Source organism: Fodinibius sp. (assembly GCF_041642155.1).
GTDB lineage: Bacteria > Bacteroidota > Rhodothermia > Balneolales > Balneolaceae > Fodinibius.
Map to the genome: position 1 here is coordinate 1 of NZ_JBEPWZ010000044.1, position 16710 is coordinate 16710.

The window sequence follows — 16710 nt, forward strand, 5'->3', positions numbered from 1 at the left end:
GTTTCTCAGAAATAATTATAGTCGTACCCCTGCAAGTCCTGAAATCCCCGGCACTTTAAACGTGCCGGGGATTTTTACTTTTACGTTATTTTCAGTCAAAAGAAAAGTTCATCCTGCAGATGATTGAAAGCAGAATAACTTGTATACTTAAGACCGCTTATTTATTGATTTTAACATAGCTATGAGCAGAGATAAAAGAAGGTTAGCCACTATAGGAAGGCTCGAGTCCATCGACTTTCCGGAATGGGAAATCGCTAATATTGATGCCAAAATAGATACGGGCGCGTATACTTCAAGCTTGCACTGCCATCGTATTGAATCTTTCGACAAGGATGGCAAGCCTTATGTTCGGTTTAACCTGCTGGATCCATCCCACGAAATATATAACGACAAGCTGTTTAAGCTGCCGGTTTACGCAACAAAGACCATTAAAAGCTCTAATGGGACGACCGAAAAGAGATTTATTATTAAAACCGTCATTCGCATTCTGGACCGGGAGCTGCAAGCGGAATTGTCGTTGACGAATCGATCGGAAATGCGCTACCCCGTGTTGATCGGGCGTAAATTGATCAGCGGGCATTTTATGGTAGATCCTTCTAAAAAATATTTAACAAAAAAATGAAAAGTAGTCTTTGAAAAACCAGTCCCGAAGCATCGGGGAAGGTCAAGGCCACAGGGAGGTTGGAATCGAAGCATATAGCTTATATGTGAGCATTTCAACCGACTGAAAACGCCGACATTGGCCAAAAGAACGGTTTTGTAAAGACTTCGAAAAGTACATAGGCTCCACACTACATGCACATTGTTGTTTTGTCACGAAACGCTAAACTATATTCCACTTCCAGGCTGGTGGAAGCTATCGAGGATGACGGGCATATCGCTACGGTCCTGGATCACCTGAAATGTGATATCATCAGCGAACAGGACAACCCCTGTATACTCTACAGGGGGACTAAAGTCACGGGGGTCGATGCGGTAATTCCACGCATCGGTTCTTCGGTGACTTTTTATGGCTCTGCGGTTGTCCGGCAGTTTGAAATGATGAAGGTGTTCTCTACGGTTGAATCACAGGCGCTGGTCCGCTCCCGCGATAAGTTGCGCAGTTTGCAGATATTGGCCCGCTCGGGTGTAGGTATGCCCAAAACGGTTTTTACCAACGATTCGACAGAAGTTCGTAAGATTATAGAGCTGGTGGGCGGACCTCCCCTTATCGTGAAGCTTCTGGAGGGGACTCAGGGAGTAGGAGTCATACTGGCGCCCACATACCAGGCAGCGGAGTCAATCATCCAGGCTTTTCACAGCATGGAAACGCGCGTTATTGTCCAGGAATATATAGAGGAAGCCAAAGGCGAGGATATCCGGGCTTTTGTGGTGGATGGAAAGGTAGTGGGCGCGATGAAAAGAAAAGGAAAGGAAGGAGAGTTCCGGTCAAACCTGCACCGCGGCGGTTCCGGGACTCTCATAGAGTTGAGTGCTGAAGAGCGAAAGACGGCACTAATTGCCGCAGAAGCAATGGGGGTTTCCGTAGCCGGCGTGGATTTATTACAGTCCAGGCGAGGTCCCCTGGCTCTTGAAGTTAACTCTTCGCCGGGGCTTCAGGGTATCGAGGCGGCCACCGGAAAAAATATTGCAGGTGAAATAGTGGAGTTTATCAAATGCAGCATAAACAGCCCTCGTTCTTAACGCATCAACTATCCAGGAATGTCTGATATCATAGAAATTAACGGTTATCGCATTGGCCGGGGCGAAGAGAAAAAAATTGAACTCAATGTTGCCCGCCTCCCTACCCATACCAGTATTGATCTTCCCATCCACCTGTACAGGGCGGAAGAGGAGGGACCGGTATTGTTGCTTACGGGCGGACTGCATGGCGATGAAATCAATGGAATCGAAATTTTACGCCGGATGATTCATAACGACCTGTTAATACCCGAAAAGGGAACGGTCATTGTGATCCCCTTGGTGAATACCTACGGCTTCATCCAGAATATTCGCGGTTTGCCCGATGGAAAAGATATCAACCGCAGCTTCCCGGGTTCAAAATCCGGATCGCTGGCCAGCCTGATGGCTTATACATTGGTGAAACAGATTCTTCCGCATGTCGATTGTGGAGTTGATTTCCATACCGGCGGGGACGCCCGGGCTAATTATCCTCAAATTCGTTGTGAATGGGCCTTGGAAGCCAACCGCGAAATAGCCAAGGCTTTTTCTCCCCCTATCATTGTCGATTCTTCCGTACTTGAGAATACATTTCGCAAAGCGGCCCAGGATGAGGGGACGCCCATTTTGGTTTTCGAGGGGGGCGAGACGTTGCGGTTTGATGAAATTGCCATCCAGGAAGGCATTGACGGCACACTGCGACTTATGGCATACCTCGGTATGATATCGGAGCCCCAGGAAGGTCAGGATACAGAGATCTATGAGGCCTCTCCGTGGATCCGAGCTGAATATGGCGGACTTTTCCAGCATAAAGCGAAACTGGGCGAGCATGTGGATAAAGACCAGCTGTTGGGATATATCAGCGATCCTTACGGAGAGCTGTGGGCCGAAGTCAAGAGTCCGGAGAAAGGGCGTATTGTCGGTATAAATAATGCACCGGTTGTGTATAAAGGAGATGCACTGGTCCATATAGCATGTGATTTTATAAAAACGGTTTGAGGAAACTGTTTCAACAGAAAGGTTAGGAGAATATTTATCCCTTTTTTCAAATATAATTGCTCTTCCAGGCCGTGGGGGCTGGGAAATAGACCATTAAATGTTTTAAAAAATAGTTATGCGAGACGATTTAATTTTTCATGTTACCACAGAAGAATACTTTCAGGCTCATAAAGTAAATAATAAATATCAGCCTGAATCTCTTGATAGCCAAGGATTTATACATTGTTCCAAAGGCTCACAGATTGAGGCCACCGCAAACCGGCTTTTTCCCGATAAGGATGAAATAGTGTTGCTTATTATAGATATTTCAACCCTCAGCGCTGATGTGAAATATGACCTCGACGGACAAACCGGAGAAAAATATCCTCACATTTATGGTCCCCTGAATATAGATGCCATTATGGACAAACTTACTATTTATGCTGAGGACAACGGCGATTTTAACATTGCTTTCAGCTCCAAGACCTAACTGATGTATATGAATGGATATTGATTTAATCTCGGGGGAGAGATAGGGATAGTTAACCAAAACGTTCGAAAGACACAGCCATCCTCCGGGCAGTCCGGAAGCTGGAAGAGGGGGAACAAGCGGTTAAAGTTTCCTATGAGAAGAAATCCGGGTTGAATTCCATTCGGAATGTAGTGTACCGGTACAGCAGGGAGACGGGAGATAAAGTTAAAAGTACAAAAGACCCGGCTGACAGGGTGGTTTTTGTATCAGCCTACAAAAATAAAATCTATTATGAAGACAAATAATATTGCTACAATTCTTAGCTTCATTATAATCAGCATTGTTGCAGTGAACTGTGGCGAATCACCGACTATCAAGGTCGGAGTCGGAGAAACGACGATCACCCCCGAGGATCCGTCCGGTATTTATATGAGTGGATTCGACCGGGGGGGAAACACATCCACCGGTGTCCATGATGATCTGCATACCCGCTCTATGGTTGTAGAAGGGAAAGAGGGGAATACCGTCGCCATGTTGAGCGTTTCGGTCATCGGTATTTCTGAATCTATACAGGACGATATTCGGGAAGGCATCGTCGAACAAACACAAATTCCCTCTGATAATATCCTTATTTCTGCCACCCATACCCATTCAGGGCCGTCTCTGAGCGACCGAAACGAAGGTTATGTTCAACATTTAGTAAAAAGATCCATCCAAAGTGCTGTTCAAGCCTGGAATAATCGGGTGCCCGGCAAAATAGGCGTTGGGACGACCGAGATTATCGGATTGGGAAAAAAACGGGCCGCTTTGGGGCATGGAGGAGTTCATCCTGACCCGGAAGTAGGTATAATTAAAATTGAAAATGCTTCTGATGAGCTGATGGGAGTATTTTACAATTACGGAGCTCATCCTGCTACTCTCAACCTGCACAATCTACAGCTGTCGGAAGACTGGCCCCATTTTTCCAGCCAGGGAATCAAAGATGATATTGGTAATGAGGTAGTTGTCGGATTATTTCAGGGCGCTTCGGGAGATATTAATACCGGCTATACAGCAGAGCTTTCAGCAGTTGGTGCCTACATGTATGGAGCCCGCTCTTTCGAATATGCCAAAAGTAAAGGACATATCCTGTCGGATGCAGTGCTTGAGATTCTCCCCTCCATCGACACCTCGGGGGATATGGTTGTAAAAACTACCAATGACCGCATTAATTTTCCCCGGCGTACAACATATCCGTATACCCATGAGGAAGCCCTCCAATGGCAAGAGGAAGCCCGTGCCAACCTTGAAAAGATGAAAAACCTCGTTGCCGCCTATCCCACTACTGCAAAAGAGGCAAAGAACTGGAAGGTTAAGGCTCGTGACCTCGGCAACCAAGGTCAACTGGACACCGAAAACCAAATTGGTCCCCGTACATTCGATCAGTATAAAGTGGAGCTATGGCTTGCCGAGCAGGCCGTACGGAGAGCCAAAGCGATTGAGGAACTTCCCGAGGATCCCGACCCCATTCAAATGCCAGTGCAATCGTTTCGTATTGGAGATGCCGTATTTGTGGCCTTTCCCAATGAGGTATATTCTGAAATCGGGTTGGCTGTCAAAAACCAGTCACCCTATGACAATACGTTTATATTTTCAATGAGCGGGGGGCGCGGCTATATTCCGACCGCCGCCGAATACCTCGAGGGAGGCTATGTGGCCAACGGAAGCCCATTTGCTCCGGCTGCAGAGCAAGTCTTGATTAACGCTTCATTGGAATTGATCGGTAATATTGATAACTGATATATAGAGCATACCAAGCATGAACTTTTATGATAGAGACTGAAGAACATATTAAGCCAAATTCCGCAGGAGAGATGGACCATAAAGTCACCAAGATTTGATGGAATTTGCGTGGAACTCCAATGGAACTCACTTACAATGGAACAATCGTGGAACTAAAAATATGTAATTATTTACAATAAAAAAGGCCTTTAACGCTAATTAAAGGCCTTCAGGGAGTGGGTAATGCAGGATTCGAACCTGCGACCCCCAGCTTGTCGAGCTGGTGCTCTAAACCAACTGAGCTAATTACCCAAGCGCGTCTAATATAGTGATCTTTGCCGTTATATAGCAAGCCTGCAGAGCAACTATTTTAAAGATTAGCAAAGGTGCTCTTTTCATTCTTTTTCCTTTCAGCTGTAGAGCAGGTTTTGTATTTTTGAGGCTCTATAAAATATTCGACAAAAATAAATATGGCTCAGCGAAGAGAAGCACGAAAGGCAGTACTGCAGGCACTGTATGCCAATGAAATAGGCAAAGGGCAATGGACTCAAATCATTCAGTCCGTTTTAAAACCTAAGCTTAGCGACACAGATACCTTCAAGTTTGCAGAACGGTTGTTTTTAAAAGTAGTTAACAATCAGGAGGCTGTGGATGAGGTTATTCAAACGCATATCAACAATTGGAGCATTGACCGGCTGAATACCATTGATCTGCAGATCCTTCGCCTGGCTATTGCCGAATTTTTATACTTTGAACAGATTCCGACGAAGGTGACCATGAATGAAGCAATCGAAATCGCCAAGAAGTTTTCTACCAAAAAATCAGGCAATTTTGTGAACGGAATCCTTGACTCTGCATTAGGACAGCTCAAGCAGGATGGGCGGATCCGGAAAAAGGGCAGGGGTCTTATCGAAACCTCTCTCTGAATCAAAAGAGATTTGAAAGTGTGAGCAAAGAAAAATATATAGCAATTGGAGATATCCATGGGTGCGCTGCAACCATGAAGGCGCTTATAGGGCAGTTAAATCCTTTTTATAAACGTACATTCGTCTTTGTGGGGGACTATATCGACCGGGGGCCGGATTCCCGGGGAGTGGTTGATTTTTTGCTTGAATTCCGGGAAAAAGTAGATTGTATCTTCCTGCGCGGCAATCACGAGCAAATGATGCTGGATGCTGTGGAGGGTGGAGACCGGCAGCTTTGGCTGATGAACGGGGGACGCTCGACGATCCACTCGTACGACCATGACGGTCAGCAGGTTGAGTTTCCCAAGGAGCATATGCAATTCTATAAAGAGACAATACTATATTACGACACAGAAGATTACTTTTTTGTGCATGCGGGCATTTCTCCGGCCAAGACCATAGAAGAGTCCCTGAAAGACAAAAACGAGATGCAGGATTTTCTGTGGATACGATCTCACCTGAAAGCTATTGAAAAACCGTGGGAAAAGACCGTTGTATTCGGGCACACGCCCCGGCCTCATCCCATAAGAAAGTCTAAGATGATCGGCATCGATACGGGGTGTGTCTATGACCGCAGCGGCTACCGGAAACTTACCGCGGTTACATTACCGGAAGAAGAGTTTATTGTACAACCCCGCCTGGATTAATGTTAATTTTAACTAATATTTATAACTAACTTATATACATGAGCTTACGATGTGGAATTGTCGGATTACCCAATGTTGGTAAATCTACGCTTTTTAACGCCTTAAGTGATGCAGGCGCCGATGCCGCGAATTTTCCTTTTTGTACTATTGATCCCAACGTGGGGGTGGTGCCGGTGCCCGACGAGCGCCTTGACACGCTGTTTGAGATTGTGGGCTCCAAAGAGAAATTGCCCACCAGCGTTGAGTTTGTGGATATTGCCGGTCTGGTAAAAGGAGCATCCGAGGGAAAAGGCAAGGGAAACGCTTTTCTTTCCCACATCAGGGAAGTCGACCTCATTGTGCATGTCGTCCGCTGCTTTGATGATGAAAATGTCGTCCATGTGGAAGGCGGCGTGAATCCGACAAGAGATGTTCATATCATTGAAGATGAGCTTATCCTAAAGGATCTTGAGACGGTAGAGAAGAGAGTCGAAAGTCTTAAAAAAGAGGCCAAGAGCGGGGAGAAGAAAGTTATTCAAAAGCTGGAGACTGTTCAGGAGCTGAGGGAACATTTGGAAAACGGGAATGCGGCGCGAACATTTGAAGCCGATGAAGAAAAACAAAAGGCGTATCGCGAGCTTTCCCTGCTTTCCGATAAACCGGTCTTATATGCCTGTAACGTGTCTGAGGAGGACCTGGACGGCGGTAATGAATGGGTGGAGGAAGTGCGGGACCTTGCAGGTCGATTTGACGATGAAGTGGTCACGTTTTGTGCCAAGATAGAAGAGGAGATAGCCCAGCTTGACGAAAGTGAGAAGCAGATGTTTCTGGAAGAATTGGGAGTCGAAAGTGCCGGGCTGGAACGGTTGATTCGCGCAGCTTATAAAGAGTTAGGTCTTATTACCTATTTTACCGTGGGTCCCAAGGAAACGCGTGCGTGGACCGTCAGAGAAGGGGCTACGGCACCGGAAGCCGCGGGTGTTATTCACAGTGATTTTGAGCGTGGCTTTATTCGTGCCGAAACGGTCAGCTACGAAACATACAAGGAGCTCGGGTCTGAAAAGGCGGTAAAAAATGCCGGTGAGATGCGCCAGGAAGGCAAAGACTATATCGTTCAGGACGGGGATGTCATGCTCTTTCGCTTTAATGTGTAGCATGCAGCTTTCTACCTACCTGAACTGTAATCTACACCTTTCAGAATTCGTGTATTCTGTAACGCTTGGGGCCGTTCCGCACGAAAGGGAAGTACCCTTTACGCCCCGACCCGGTCTTGGACGAGCGTTCAGTTTTCACTTTCCAACTTTTCCAGCGTCTCAGTAGTATCTTCTTCGGTTGAGAAGGTTACATCCTCGGGCGGAACGTTTGCGGGTACGATACGATCGGGAACGACCCAGGCATCGGGATATTTTTGCTTGACAAGTTTTGTGAAGTCAGCGGCACGGGCTTTGCTTTGGAAATCCCCTACATGTACTCTGTAATATGGTTGTTTAAAAAAAACGTATGCCTCGGGACGGTATCCCAGGGCTTCCGACTCAATCCATTCCAGAAACTGGTTTGACAAGGTATCGGCTTCCTCTACACTGCGGGTAGAGATAAGCTGAATCCGGAATCCCTGGTAAGGATTACCACTGACAGCTGAATTTGAAGAAGCTTCCTGAGCAAAGTGGGACGGCACCTCCAACTGGTCCGATTCCTCCACGTCTGCGAGCGTACTTCTGGTTTCATCCAGTAGTTGCTGCAGGGCTCTTGCCTCTTCTGTTGCAAGCACTTCATCCGTAGATTCGGGGTCAGCCGGTCCTCCTTCCGTTAATTCGCGGGCAGCAGAGCAGGCACTGAAGATGAATGCCATTAAAAGTAGTGAAAGTATTAATGTATGGGATAAGTTCTTCAGAAGTTAGAATCCAACGGGATGCCAGGTGGTTTTGATTTCCTGAAAATCAGTAATAAAATAGGGAGATTTTGATTCTTTATCTTCCCAATTATCGACTGATTTTCGTATGATATGCTTGAGGTTTAAAGCGCCATACTCATCAATTTGTTTCCGCTGTTCCCGATCGATATCAGGATCCGTGTAAAAGAATGCATTGACATCCATATGCGAGGTCATGTGTTTGAGCAGTTCTTTGCGAAAACCGGTCAAAATATTCACCGCCCCGGCCGGAACGTCAGAAGAGTGAAGTACTTCGGCAAAACTGATGGCGCTGAGCGGATATTTTTCCGAAGAGAGCACGACGCAGGTATTTCCGCCGACCATCACGGGCGCAACGACCGAAACAAGTCCCAATAACGGCTGCTCCTCCGGAGCCCAGATCGTAACCACGCCTGTGGGCTCGGGCAGGGAAAAATTAAAGTGAGAGCTGGCTACCGGGTTGATGCTTCCGAAAACCTGCTGGTACTTGTCAGACCAGCCCGCGTAATAGATAAGGCGGTCAATGGAAGCTTCGACTTCAGACCGGGCATCTTTGGCTTTGTATCCGACGGTTTCAAGCTCTTCTGCAAACTGTGCTTTACGGGTTTCGAGCATTTCCGCAACACGGTAGAGAATTTGCCCCCGGTTGAAGGCCGTTCGGTTGCTCCATCCTTCAAAAGCGCTGCGGGCTGCGGTTACGGCGTCACGGACGTCCTTGCGCGAACACTGGCAGGCATTGGCCCGAATGTCCCCGTTGCCGTCATATACTTTGTAGTAACGCCCGGATTCCGTTCGCAGGAACGTGCCGTCAATATAGGTTTTATATGTTTTTTGAACTTCAATGCGATCTGACATGAGTATGCTTTTTTTGGGTACTGGATACGGTAGAATTAGTTTCTGGACCACTTTTTACATGGTAGAATTGGCAATGCTGCCAGCTGAACCGGGTTCACTGGGGGTTGAGTTTCACATAGGGGTAGAGGCCATGTAATCCGCCTTCGCGGCCCTTGCCGCTTTCCTTGTATCCGCCGAAGGGAGAGGTAGGGTCAAACTGGTTATACGTGTTTGCCCATACCACGCCGTTGCGGATCTTGCTGCCGACTTTAAATATCTTCGATCCCTTGTCGGTCCACACGCCGCCGGCCAGGCCGTAGGGGGTGTTGTTTGCTTTCTCAATGCCCTCGTCGGCCGTTCGGAACGTCTGGATGGTCAGAACGGGGCCAAATATCTCTTCCCGTACAATGCGGTTCGCCTGGCCGACATTGGTGAAGAGGGTAGGGCGACAGTAATAGCCTTTTTCGGGGAGGTCGCATGAACTCTGGTACAGTTCTGCCCCTTCCTGAACGCCCAGTTCCAGGTATTCGTTGATTTTGTTGTATTGCTGCTCGGAATTGATCGCTCCGATATCCGTATTCTTATCCAGCGGATCGCCCACGATAAGCGTTTCCATGCGGTCGCGAAGTTTTCGGACAACCCGGTCGGCAATGCCCTCCTGGACCAGCAAACGCGAGCCCGCACAGCAAACGTGTCCCTGGTTAAAGAAGATCGCGTTGATCATGCCCTCTACCGCCTGGTCGAGCGGGGCATCCTCGAAGATGATATTCGGTCCCTTGCCCCCCAGTTCAAGGGTATATTTTTTGTCCGTCCCCGCCAGCGATTCCATGATAACTTTGCCGACTTTGGTCGAGCCGGTAAAAGCAATTTTATCAACATCCTCGTGATTTACGATCAGCGAACCCGTTTGTCCCGCCCCGGTGACAATATTGACGACCCCTTCCGGCAGGCCCGCATCCCGGCAGAGCTCCGCAAATTTGAGTGCCGTCAGGGAGGTGGTTTCGGCCGGCTTTAGTACGACCGTATTTCCCGTGGCAAGAGCGGGGGCCACCTTCCAGGCCAGCATCAGCAGGGGGAAATTCCAGGGGATAATTTGTCCCGCCACCCCCAGTGGTTCCGCTTTTCTGCCCGGGAAAGCATATTCCAGCTTATCGGCCCAGCCGGCATAATAGAAAAAGTGGGCGGCTGCGAGCGGAATATCCACATCCCGGGATTCCCGGATGGGCTTTCCCCCGTCCATCGATTCAATGATGGCAAACTCCCGTGACCGTTCCTGGATCATCCGGGCCAGCCGGAATATATATTTGCCCCGCTCCGACGCCTCGAGGACCGACCATCTTTTTTCAAAGGCTTTACGTGCGGCCCGTACGGCTTCAACTACATCCTGCTGGGTAGCTTCGGCTATGGATGCCAATGGTTCTTCGGTAGCAGGGTTGATCGAAGTCATATACCGTCCCTTTTCGGGCTCCCGAAACGTCCCCCCGATAAAAAGTTCATATTGGTCCTTTATTTCCACTGCACCGGTACTTTGCGGAGCTTCGTCATATTTCCACGGACCGTCAAAGTTAAGTTTGGAAGTGGGAGCAGAAGGTTTATAGGGTTCTTCTTTTTGTTTTGCCTCATCGACCGTTTGTTGTTCGTCAGCCATTGTTACGAGAAGTTGGTGTTAGTGCGAATTCAGGATAATAATTTGGTTTGAAATCTTTTTGCCGGGGACAACGGACAGGAATACGAAATGCCTTAGCCTATTAATCTTTCTCTCGTCCCTCAGTCATTGCTAAAATAATTGCTGCTCTGGTATACGCCGGTTTTCTGTTTGACGATTTGCAAAAGCAAGTCATTCGCGAGAGAGCTGGCCCCAAAGCGAAAGTAATCGGGCGTCAGCCAGTCGGCGCCCAGTGTTTCATTAACCAGCACAAGATATTGGATAGCCTGTTTGGCTTTGCGGATGCCCCCCGCCGGTTTTATGCCCACCATGCGACCGGTTTTATAGTAAAAATCACGTATCGCCTCCAGCATGACCAGCGTTACAGGCTGGGTGGCCGCCGGTTTCACTTTTCCGGTAGAGGTCTTGATAAAATCCGCACCCGCCTGCATGGCGAGGTCACTTGCTCGTCGAACATTCTCAAAGGTCTGCAGTTCGCCGGTTTCCAGTATCACTTTCAGGTGCGCCTCGCCGGCCGCTTCTTTGACCGCTGCTATTTCATCAAAAACATAAGGATAATTTCCCTTGAGAAACTCCCCGCGGGAGATGACCATATCCACCTCATCGGCTCCGTCCCCTACGACCTGCTTTGTTTCTTCGATTTTAGCATCGAGGGTGGCAGTGCCGCTGGGAAAGGCGGTCGCTACGCCGGCCACATGTATATCGGTGCCCCGAAGCGCTTTTTCCACTACCCTCACCATGTTCGGATAGACACACACCGCTGCAACCGCGGGCAGATCAGGCATATCGGCGTGGGGCTCTTTGGCTTTGTGACACAGTTGGATGACTTTTCCCGGGGTATCGCTTCCTTCAAGCGTCGTCAGGTCAATCATGCTCAGGGCCATTTCAAGGGCCCTGACTTTAGATTCTTTCTTGATACTGCGGCTGTTGAGGCGCGCCACGCGCTGGTTGACAGCTACTTCATCGATGGGGACAACCTCCGGGACATCCCGTGAGTGAAAGGAACTATCCATATGCTGGATGGGATTAGCAGGTTATTTTTTAATTATTCAATTATAGCAGAGAAATCTTTACAAAAAACGTCAGACGGCTTGTTCGCCGAAGCACTGGCAGCAGGGAGGGCTTATATTTCCGTCCCAACGGTACTTCGGCACCGTACGATATCCAAGTGACCGTCTATGACCGCACCCGATGATCCGGGATGCGTGGGGGATCCCCTGAATATAAAAAGGTAAGGAATCCTGAGAAGTTCCCCTAACCTGTTCCTTCTTTGGTTAAAATCAGCTTACAACCGAATTAAAGAAATGGGTCTTTTTTTTACCCTATTATCTCCAATCACAATCTCGGATAATCGTAAATTTCTTGAGCGCAATACGCTTACCTCCCGTTTCCATGAAAAATCTCTTGATTTAATTGATTTTTTAGAAGTAATTGAACTGGGGATATATCATTTCATTCAATAAAAGTAGAGGGATTGTATTATGGATATGGCAAATATCAATTTTCTGGCCGTCGTCGCAGCAACGATTTCGGCTTTTATAGTGGGGGGATTGTGGTACGGCCCGCTGTTCGGACAGGCATGGCTTTCGGCCGTAGGAATGACAGAGGAAGATGTCGAAAAAGGAAATAAGGCTAAAATATTTGGCCTGGCTTTTCTCTTTGAACTTATCATGGCCTTTAACCTGGCGATGTTTTTAACCGGATCAGCGGAAGCCGCAGAACAGGTGACGGCCGGGGCGGGGGCTTTTTATGGATTTTTAACCGGATTCGGCTGGATATTTTTTGCGCTGGCAGTAAACAGCTTATATGAAGGAAAGTCGTGGAAGTATATTTTCATCAATGGAGGGTATTGGACCGTAACTTTTACGGTCATGGGATTCATTTTGGGTGCATGGACGTAAATGTGGTTTGGAGGATTCGATCTTTGAAATGTTGACTGAGAGCGCGATTCATTCCGAAGTGCTGGGATATCCCGATACTGTGTGATCTTTTCGTATTTTAGTGCCTTAATGACTACCTTTGGGGCTAACTCGAATTAAGATTACCTGATGCCTATGAAGTATATCGGAGCGCATGTAAGTGCGGCCGGCGGCGTGGAAAATGCCCCGGGGCGGGCCCATGAAATCGGAGCGACGGCCTTTGCCCTCTTCACGAAGAATCAACTGCGATGGGAGGGACCACCACTAACCCCGGAAAATATCGACGGGTTCAAAAGAAACTGCGAAAAATATGGCTATTCCATGGATCAGGTGATGCCCCATGACAGCTACCTGATTAATCTTGGTCATCCGGAGCGGGACAAGCTGCAAAAATCTCGCAATGCCTTTCTCGATGAGATGCAGCGGTGCGAACAGCTGGGAATCACCATGCTCAACTTTCACCCGGGCAGCCATCTCAATAAGATCAGCGTGGATGAGTGCCTGAATCGCAATGCCGAATCGATAAATTGGACTTTGGATCAGACGGAAGGTGTGACTGCTGTCATTGAAACGACGGCGGGACAGGGCACCAATACGGGGTTTTATTTTGAGCATTTGGCAGCCATTATCGAGGGGGTGGAAGACAAGAGCCGGGTAGGTGTATGCATCGATACCTGCCATGCCTACGCCGCCGGCTACGACTTGTCAACGGAAGAGGGCTTCCGGCACACCTTTGAAAAATTCGACAAGACCGTAGGACGTGAATACCTGAAAGGGATACATCTCAACGACTCAAAAAGGGAGCTGGGCAGCCGGGTCGACCGGCATGAAAATATCGGGGAGGGAAAGATAGGGCTGGATGGATTTAAAATGATCATGCAGCATCGATGTCTGAGTGACATTCCGATGATCCTGGAGACCCCGAATACCGAGCGCTGGCCGGAAGAAATAGAGATGCTTCGGACACTTGCCAGAGTTTAAAGATCACGGTTTGAATCTGTCCATTAATCGGAGGAGCCATCGGAAAGGTAAATGCCATCTTCCCGGATATCGATGATATTTTCACGATACAGCAACCCGATGGCTTTTTTGAACGTCTTTTTACTCATCTTTAACCGGTCTTTAATCTCATCGGGATCGCTCTTGTCGTGCAGGTCGAGGTAGCCGCCCGATTTTTTTAGGCGGTGTAGAATGATATCGGCCCGCGATTCCACTTTGTTATACCCTATGGGACGGAGGGTGACATCAATTTTATTATCCGTACGGATCTGCTTGATATATCCGGTTGTCTTATCCCCGTGGGAGACCTCGTCAAAAAACTCGTTGTGGTATATGAGTCCCCGGTGCTTCCCGTTGATCGCCACATTATATCCCAGGTCCGTTTTGTTCAGGATCCAAAGATCGACTTTTTCCTTCTCTTCCACGCTGAGCGTCGTGTTATCTAAAAATCGATCGATCTTCATACTGGCAACCAGCCGGTCGGTTTCTTTATCCAGGTACAGGTACACCAGGCAGGAGGTCCCCTCCCGGAGCTTGGTTGTCTGTTCACTGTGCGGCAGAAAAAGATCTTTATCGAGTCCCCAGTCCAAAAAAGCCCCGTGCCGGGTTATATCCTTTACGGTCAGGACTGCTATCCCGTTCAGGGTTATCTTGGGATCCTGCATGGTGGCTGTGATCCGTTCTTCCCCGTCCTTGTAAATAAAGACCCGGACATTTTCTCCCTTCTGAAGCTCCCGGGAAGCCAGGTTGCCGGGCAGCAGTACTTCAGCTCCCTTGTCTTCTTTGAGGATGTAGCCGTGTTCAATTTCACGGGCAACGCTTAGTGTCTGATACGTTCCTAATGTGAGCATATAAATTAAAAAAAATGTAAATCAGCTTGTTATGGGTACCGATGAATTTGTAAGATGTATGGTGATAGCCCTCTGCCCGCACATTAACGGGCGGGATAACCTGAAAGCATTTGCCATGGCAGGCCGGGGGTAATGAAGAAGGTACCGGAAGGAGTGCATGGCTCAGTGGAAATGATCAACACGCTATCTGTCATCAGCTTTAAAAAGGATGGTCACCAACAAAATACTGTCCGTCTTGGCATGAAGCCCATGCGGTTGATTGTGCGTCAGATAAAGCCAGTCGTTTTCCGTTAATTCTCTTGCTTCGCCTTCAACCTGGATGATAACATGACCCTTCAGGCATTGTATGGATATTTCTCCTTCCACGCTGTGTTCCATAATATCTTTTCCTCTTGGCAAGACCATCCGGATGACCTCCATATCATCCGTTTTGACCAGTGCAAAGGTGGAATCTCCAGGCATACCATCTCTCAGCGTATCCAAATTGATTACTTCGCCCGACTGTACATGACCCTGGTTCATAATATTTACCTCCGGTTGTTATGCAATGCGATTCGTAATGGGTGACAGGGTAAGTTAACATTGCCAGAGCAATTTTCAATATGTTGACCGGCTGATTTTTAAACGGTTTTTTCAACCGGCAGCTCGGCAAATACTGCGGGATGGAAAGGTATAAAAGGCGCACCTAAATCGCCGGGAAGGAAATGACGACATGTTTCACCCCAACGGACGAAGAATCCCAACATTAAAAATCCCCTCCCAACCAGCTCAGATGTGCGGGCTGGCGGGAGGGGGGAGGTTTAAGCACGGTAATAATAAAGAGTATAATAGTAGCTTGGAACTGCTGCTATTACTATTCTATATTAATAAATATGTGCAGCACTCTCAGCAGAGGTTCTACCCTGGGTTGTGCTTACTTCAGGGTCACGGTCTCCTAAAACCTCCGAAGAATAACGAAATGACGAACAGCACTAAAAAAATATAGAATAGTATTTGGGCAATATCGGCTGCGCCCTCGGCGACGCCTCCAAACCCGAAAATAGCTGCGATTATAGCGATAATTAAAAACGTCACGGCCCATCTAAGCATAAGTTATCCTCGTTTATTTAGTTAATTTTTAGAAATGCGAGCTATTAAAAGGCCTATGATCAGGACAACAAGTGAAATGATCATAGGTACCGGATCCCCTTTCGATACGGCAACATCCAGACCAAAAATTCCAAAGGATTCGGAATTATTGATATAGGTAATGCCTGTATAAATAAGGGCGATTAATCCACCCAGTGAGATTATATATCCTAATATTCTCATATATTATATTGGTTTTTGGAAAAAAATCTAACGCGTTTAGCTTATACTGAGTACTGAGAGCGCGAAAAGAGCACGAGCCTTGGCTTTCACCCTTTAACCGAACAACGGTACGGTCAGCCAATATCTCTATCCCTGTTAGGCATCTGGATTAATATTAATAATGGGTCACATATCATCCATGCCGGAGGAGGTAATTTGCCCGCGTATTTCTCCTGGCTTGTTTTCGTTGGTATGTACATTGATATAGAGACTATCTCCCATCAGCGCCGACCTGTGTTCGTCTTCCAGCAGGTAGGATGCGTCCCACCAGCCGGAGGTGTTATCATTCTCCAATTCAGGCTCCAGCGTTATAATCGGGTCCCCGTTCTCACCTTCCGCTCCTTCGTGAATGTGTGAAGCAGTGTATTCGGACCCCAGGTCAGAGAACTCGCCTTCAACATGAATGCTGTCGCCTCTCAAGGTTACCGTAGCACTGCCACTTGCGTCGGTAGTGACTTCCGGCACTTCGTTCGAACCCTCGAGTGAAACCTCGAATGACTGTTCCTGACCCTTGTTGGTATCGTAGTCTTCATTATAAGACCGATCTGGCTGAGATTGGGGCGTTTCATTCATTCCTGTATCTTCCATGTCGGGGTCGCCGTCTCTATCGCCACATCCCGCTATTAAGCCAGCACTTACTGTGAATATGAGTACTCCCATTACAAGAGCTTTTATCGATTGGTGATGTTTCATATCAACACCTCTGTGAATTAACATTAAA

18 protein-coding genes and 1 tRNA gene are annotated in these 16710 nt (G+C 47.8%); 10 read left to right on the plus strand and 9 right to left on the minus strand.

Annotation, left to right across the window (positions count from 1 at the left end; all coding sequences use genetic code 11):
• Nucleotides 1-181 precede the first annotated feature (181 nt).
• The 5 genes from ACESLU_RS04570 (at nt 182) to ACESLU_RS04590 (ending at nt 4888) form a co-directional block, all read left to right on the plus strand.
• Entirely contained in the window at nt 182-622 is a 441-nt protein-coding gene (locus tag ACESLU_RS04570; RefSeq protein ID WP_372635788.1) for an ATP-dependent zinc protease, read from the plus strand.
• Between the two features lie 173 nt (nt 623-795).
• Entirely contained in the window at nt 796-1683 is an 888-nt protein-coding gene (rimK, locus tag ACESLU_RS04575) for a 30S ribosomal protein S6--L-glutamate ligase (protein ID WP_372635791.1), read from the plus strand.
• A gap of 18 nt (nt 1684-1701) precedes the next feature.
• Nucleotides 1702-2658 (plus strand): succinylglutamate desuccinylase/aspartoacylase family protein, encoded by a 957-nt coding sequence (locus ACESLU_RS04580; RefSeq protein WP_372635794.1) that lies wholly within the window; start codon nt 1702-1704, stop codon nt 2656-2658.
• A 115-nt stretch (nt 2659-2773) separates the two neighbouring features.
• On the plus strand, nt 2774-3127 hold the full coding sequence (locus ACESLU_RS04585; protein ID WP_372635797.1) for a DUF952 domain-containing protein: 354 nt from the start codon (nt 2774-2776) through the stop codon (nt 3125-3127).
• A gap of 273 nt (nt 3128-3400) precedes the next feature.
• Nucleotides 3401-4888 (plus strand): neutral/alkaline non-lysosomal ceramidase N-terminal domain-containing protein, encoded by a 1488-nt coding sequence (locus ACESLU_RS04590; protein ID WP_372635800.1) that lies wholly within the window; start codon nt 3401-3403, stop codon nt 4886-4888.
• A gap of 219 nt (nt 4889-5107) precedes the next feature.
• Here the strand turns inward: ACESLU_RS04590 and ACESLU_RS04595 are convergent.
• Nucleotides 5108-5182 (minus strand) — tRNA-Val (locus ACESLU_RS04595).
• Between the two features lie 158 nt (nt 5183-5340).
• Between ACESLU_RS04595 and nusB the strand changes: the two genes are divergently transcribed.
• Genes nusB through ychF form a run of 3 tightly spaced genes read left to right on the plus strand, consistent with a single transcriptional unit; the run spans nt 5341 to nt 7615 of the window.
• Nucleotides 5341-5796: a transcription antitermination factor NusB gene (nusB, locus tag ACESLU_RS04600; protein WP_372635804.1), complete on the plus strand. Its 456-nt coding sequence runs from the start codon at nt 5341-5343 to the stop codon at nt 5794-5796.
• Nucleotides 5797-5816: 20 nt separating this feature from the next.
• Nucleotides 5817-6482, plus strand: a complete 666-nt coding sequence (locus ACESLU_RS04605) for a metallophosphoesterase family protein (RefSeq protein WP_372635806.1) — start codon at nt 5817-5819, stop codon at nt 6480-6482.
• A 38-nt stretch (nt 6483-6520) separates the two neighbouring features.
• Nucleotides 6521-7615, plus strand: a complete 1095-nt coding sequence (ychF, locus tag ACESLU_RS04610; RefSeq protein WP_372635809.1) for a redox-regulated ATPase YchF — start codon at nt 6521-6523, stop codon at nt 7613-7615.
• A gap of 128 nt (nt 7616-7743) precedes the next feature.
• Here ychF and ACESLU_RS04615 read toward each other — a convergent pair whose 3' ends face one another.
• The 4 genes from ACESLU_RS04615 to deoC all read right to left on the minus strand — a co-directional run bounded on the left by ACESLU_RS04615 (nt 7744) and on the right by deoC (nt 11883).
• Entirely contained in the window at nt 7744-8310 is a 567-nt protein-coding gene (locus ACESLU_RS04615) for an SPOR domain-containing protein (RefSeq protein ID WP_372635812.1), read from the minus strand.
• Nucleotides 8311-8355: 45 nt separating this feature from the next.
• Entirely contained in the window at nt 8356-9225 is an 870-nt protein-coding gene (locus ACESLU_RS04620) for an aldehyde dehydrogenase family protein (protein WP_372635815.1), read from the minus strand.
• A gap of 94 nt (nt 9226-9319) precedes the next feature.
• Nucleotides 9320-10852: an aldehyde dehydrogenase family protein gene (locus ACESLU_RS04625; protein ID WP_372635819.1), complete on the minus strand. Its 1533-nt coding sequence runs from the start codon at nt 10850-10852 to the stop codon at nt 9320-9322.
• A 119-nt stretch (nt 10853-10971) separates the two neighbouring features.
• The gene (deoC, locus tag ACESLU_RS04630; protein ID WP_372635822.1) at nt 10972-11883 is read right to left on the minus strand and encodes a deoxyribose-phosphate aldolase; all 912 of its coding nucleotides are present in this window, start codon (nt 11881-11883) and stop codon (nt 10972-10974) included.
• A gap of 468 nt (nt 11884-12351) precedes the next feature.
• On the opposite strand from deoC, the gene ACESLU_RS04635 reads away from it, so the two are divergent.
• On the plus strand, nt 12352-12771 hold the full coding sequence (locus tag ACESLU_RS04635; protein ID WP_372635825.1) for a DUF1761 domain-containing protein: 420 nt from the start codon (nt 12352-12354) through the stop codon (nt 12769-12771).
• Between the two features lie 153 nt (nt 12772-12924).
• Complete coding sequence (nfo, locus tag ACESLU_RS04640; RefSeq protein ID WP_372635836.1) at nt 12925-13770, plus strand: deoxyribonuclease IV; 846 nt, start codon at nt 12925-12927, stop codon at nt 13768-13770.
• 23 nt (nt 13771-13793) lie between these two features.
• Here nfo and ACESLU_RS04645 read toward each other — a convergent pair whose 3' ends face one another.
• The 4 genes from ACESLU_RS04645 to ACESLU_RS04660 all read right to left on the minus strand — a co-directional run.
• The gene (locus ACESLU_RS04645; protein ID WP_372635828.1) at nt 13794-14639 is read right to left on the minus strand and encodes a S1 RNA-binding domain-containing protein; all 846 of its coding nucleotides are present in this window, start codon (nt 14637-14639) and stop codon (nt 13794-13796) included.
• A gap of 183 nt (nt 14640-14822) precedes the next feature.
• Nucleotides 14823-15161 (minus strand): cupin domain-containing protein, encoded by a 339-nt coding sequence (locus tag ACESLU_RS04650; RefSeq protein WP_372635831.1) that lies wholly within the window; start codon nt 15159-15161, stop codon nt 14823-14825.
• A 402-nt stretch (nt 15162-15563) separates the two neighbouring features.
• Nucleotides 15564-15728 (minus strand): DUF1328 domain-containing protein, encoded by a 165-nt coding sequence (locus ACESLU_RS04655; RefSeq protein WP_073062983.1) that lies wholly within the window; start codon nt 15726-15728, stop codon nt 15564-15566.
• A gap of 387 nt (nt 15729-16115) precedes the next feature.
• Nucleotides 16116-16710: CHRD domain-containing protein (locus ACESLU_RS04660; RefSeq protein ID WP_372635833.1), on the minus strand; the 595-nt coding region annotated here is incomplete at its 5' end.

What these genes read in the sequence shown, in the direction of transcription:
- ACESLU_RS04645 (WP_372635828.1), bottom strand. Translation starts at nt 14,639, where the DNA reads ATGCTCACATTAGGAACGTATCAGACACTAAGCGTTGCCCGTGAAATT.
- ACESLU_RS04580 (WP_372635794.1), top strand. Translation starts at nt 1,702, where the DNA reads ATGTCTGATATCATAGAAATTAACGGTTATCGCATTGGCCGGGGCGAA.
- ACESLU_RS04570 (WP_372635788.1), top strand. Translation starts at nt 182, where the DNA reads ATGAGCAGAGATAAAAGAAGGTTAGCCACTATAGGAAGGCTCGAGTCC.
- ACESLU_RS04615 (WP_372635812.1), bottom strand. Translation starts at nt 8,310, where the DNA reads ATGGCATTCATCTTCAGTGCCTGCTCTGCTGCCCGCGAATTAACGGAA.
- ACESLU_RS04655 (WP_073062983.1), bottom strand. Translation starts at nt 15,728, where the DNA reads ATGCTTAGATGGGCCGTGACGTTTTTAATTATCGCTATAATCGCAGCT.
- ACESLU_RS04620 (WP_372635815.1), bottom strand. Translation starts at nt 9,225, where the DNA reads ATGTCAGATCGCATTGAAGTTCAAAAAACATATAAAACCTATATTGAC.
- rimK (WP_372635791.1), top strand. Translation starts at nt 796, where the DNA reads ATGCACATTGTTGTTTTGTCACGAAACGCTAAACTATATTCCACTTCC.
- nusB (WP_372635804.1), top strand. Translation starts at nt 5,341, where the DNA reads ATGGCTCAGCGAAGAGAAGCACGAAAGGCAGTACTGCAGGCACTGTAT.
- ACESLU_RS04590 (WP_372635800.1), top strand. Translation starts at nt 3,401, where the DNA reads ATGAAGACAAATAATATTGCTACAATTCTTAGCTTCATTATAATCAGC.
- ACESLU_RS04585 (WP_372635797.1), top strand. Translation starts at nt 2,774, where the DNA reads ATGCGAGACGATTTAATTTTTCATGTTACCACAGAAGAATACTTTCAG.
- ACESLU_RS04635 (WP_372635825.1), top strand. Translation starts at nt 12,352, where the DNA reads ATGGATATGGCAAATATCAATTTTCTGGCCGTCGTCGCAGCAACGATT.
- nfo (WP_372635836.1), top strand. Translation starts at nt 12,925, where the DNA reads ATGAAGTATATCGGAGCGCATGTAAGTGCGGCCGGCGGCGTGGAAAAT.
- ACESLU_RS04650 (WP_372635831.1), bottom strand. Translation starts at nt 15,161, where the DNA reads ATGAACCAGGGTCATGTACAGTCGGGCGAAGTAATCAATTTGGATACG.
- deoC (WP_372635822.1), bottom strand. Translation starts at nt 11,883, where the DNA reads ATGGATAGTTCCTTTCACTCACGGGATGTCCCGGAGGTTGTCCCCATC.
- ACESLU_RS04625 (WP_372635819.1), bottom strand. Translation starts at nt 10,852, where the DNA reads ATGGCTGACGAACAACAAACGGTCGATGAGGCAAAACAAAAAGAAGAA.
- ychF (WP_372635809.1), top strand. Translation starts at nt 6,521, where the DNA reads ATGAGCTTACGATGTGGAATTGTCGGATTACCCAATGTTGGTAAATCT.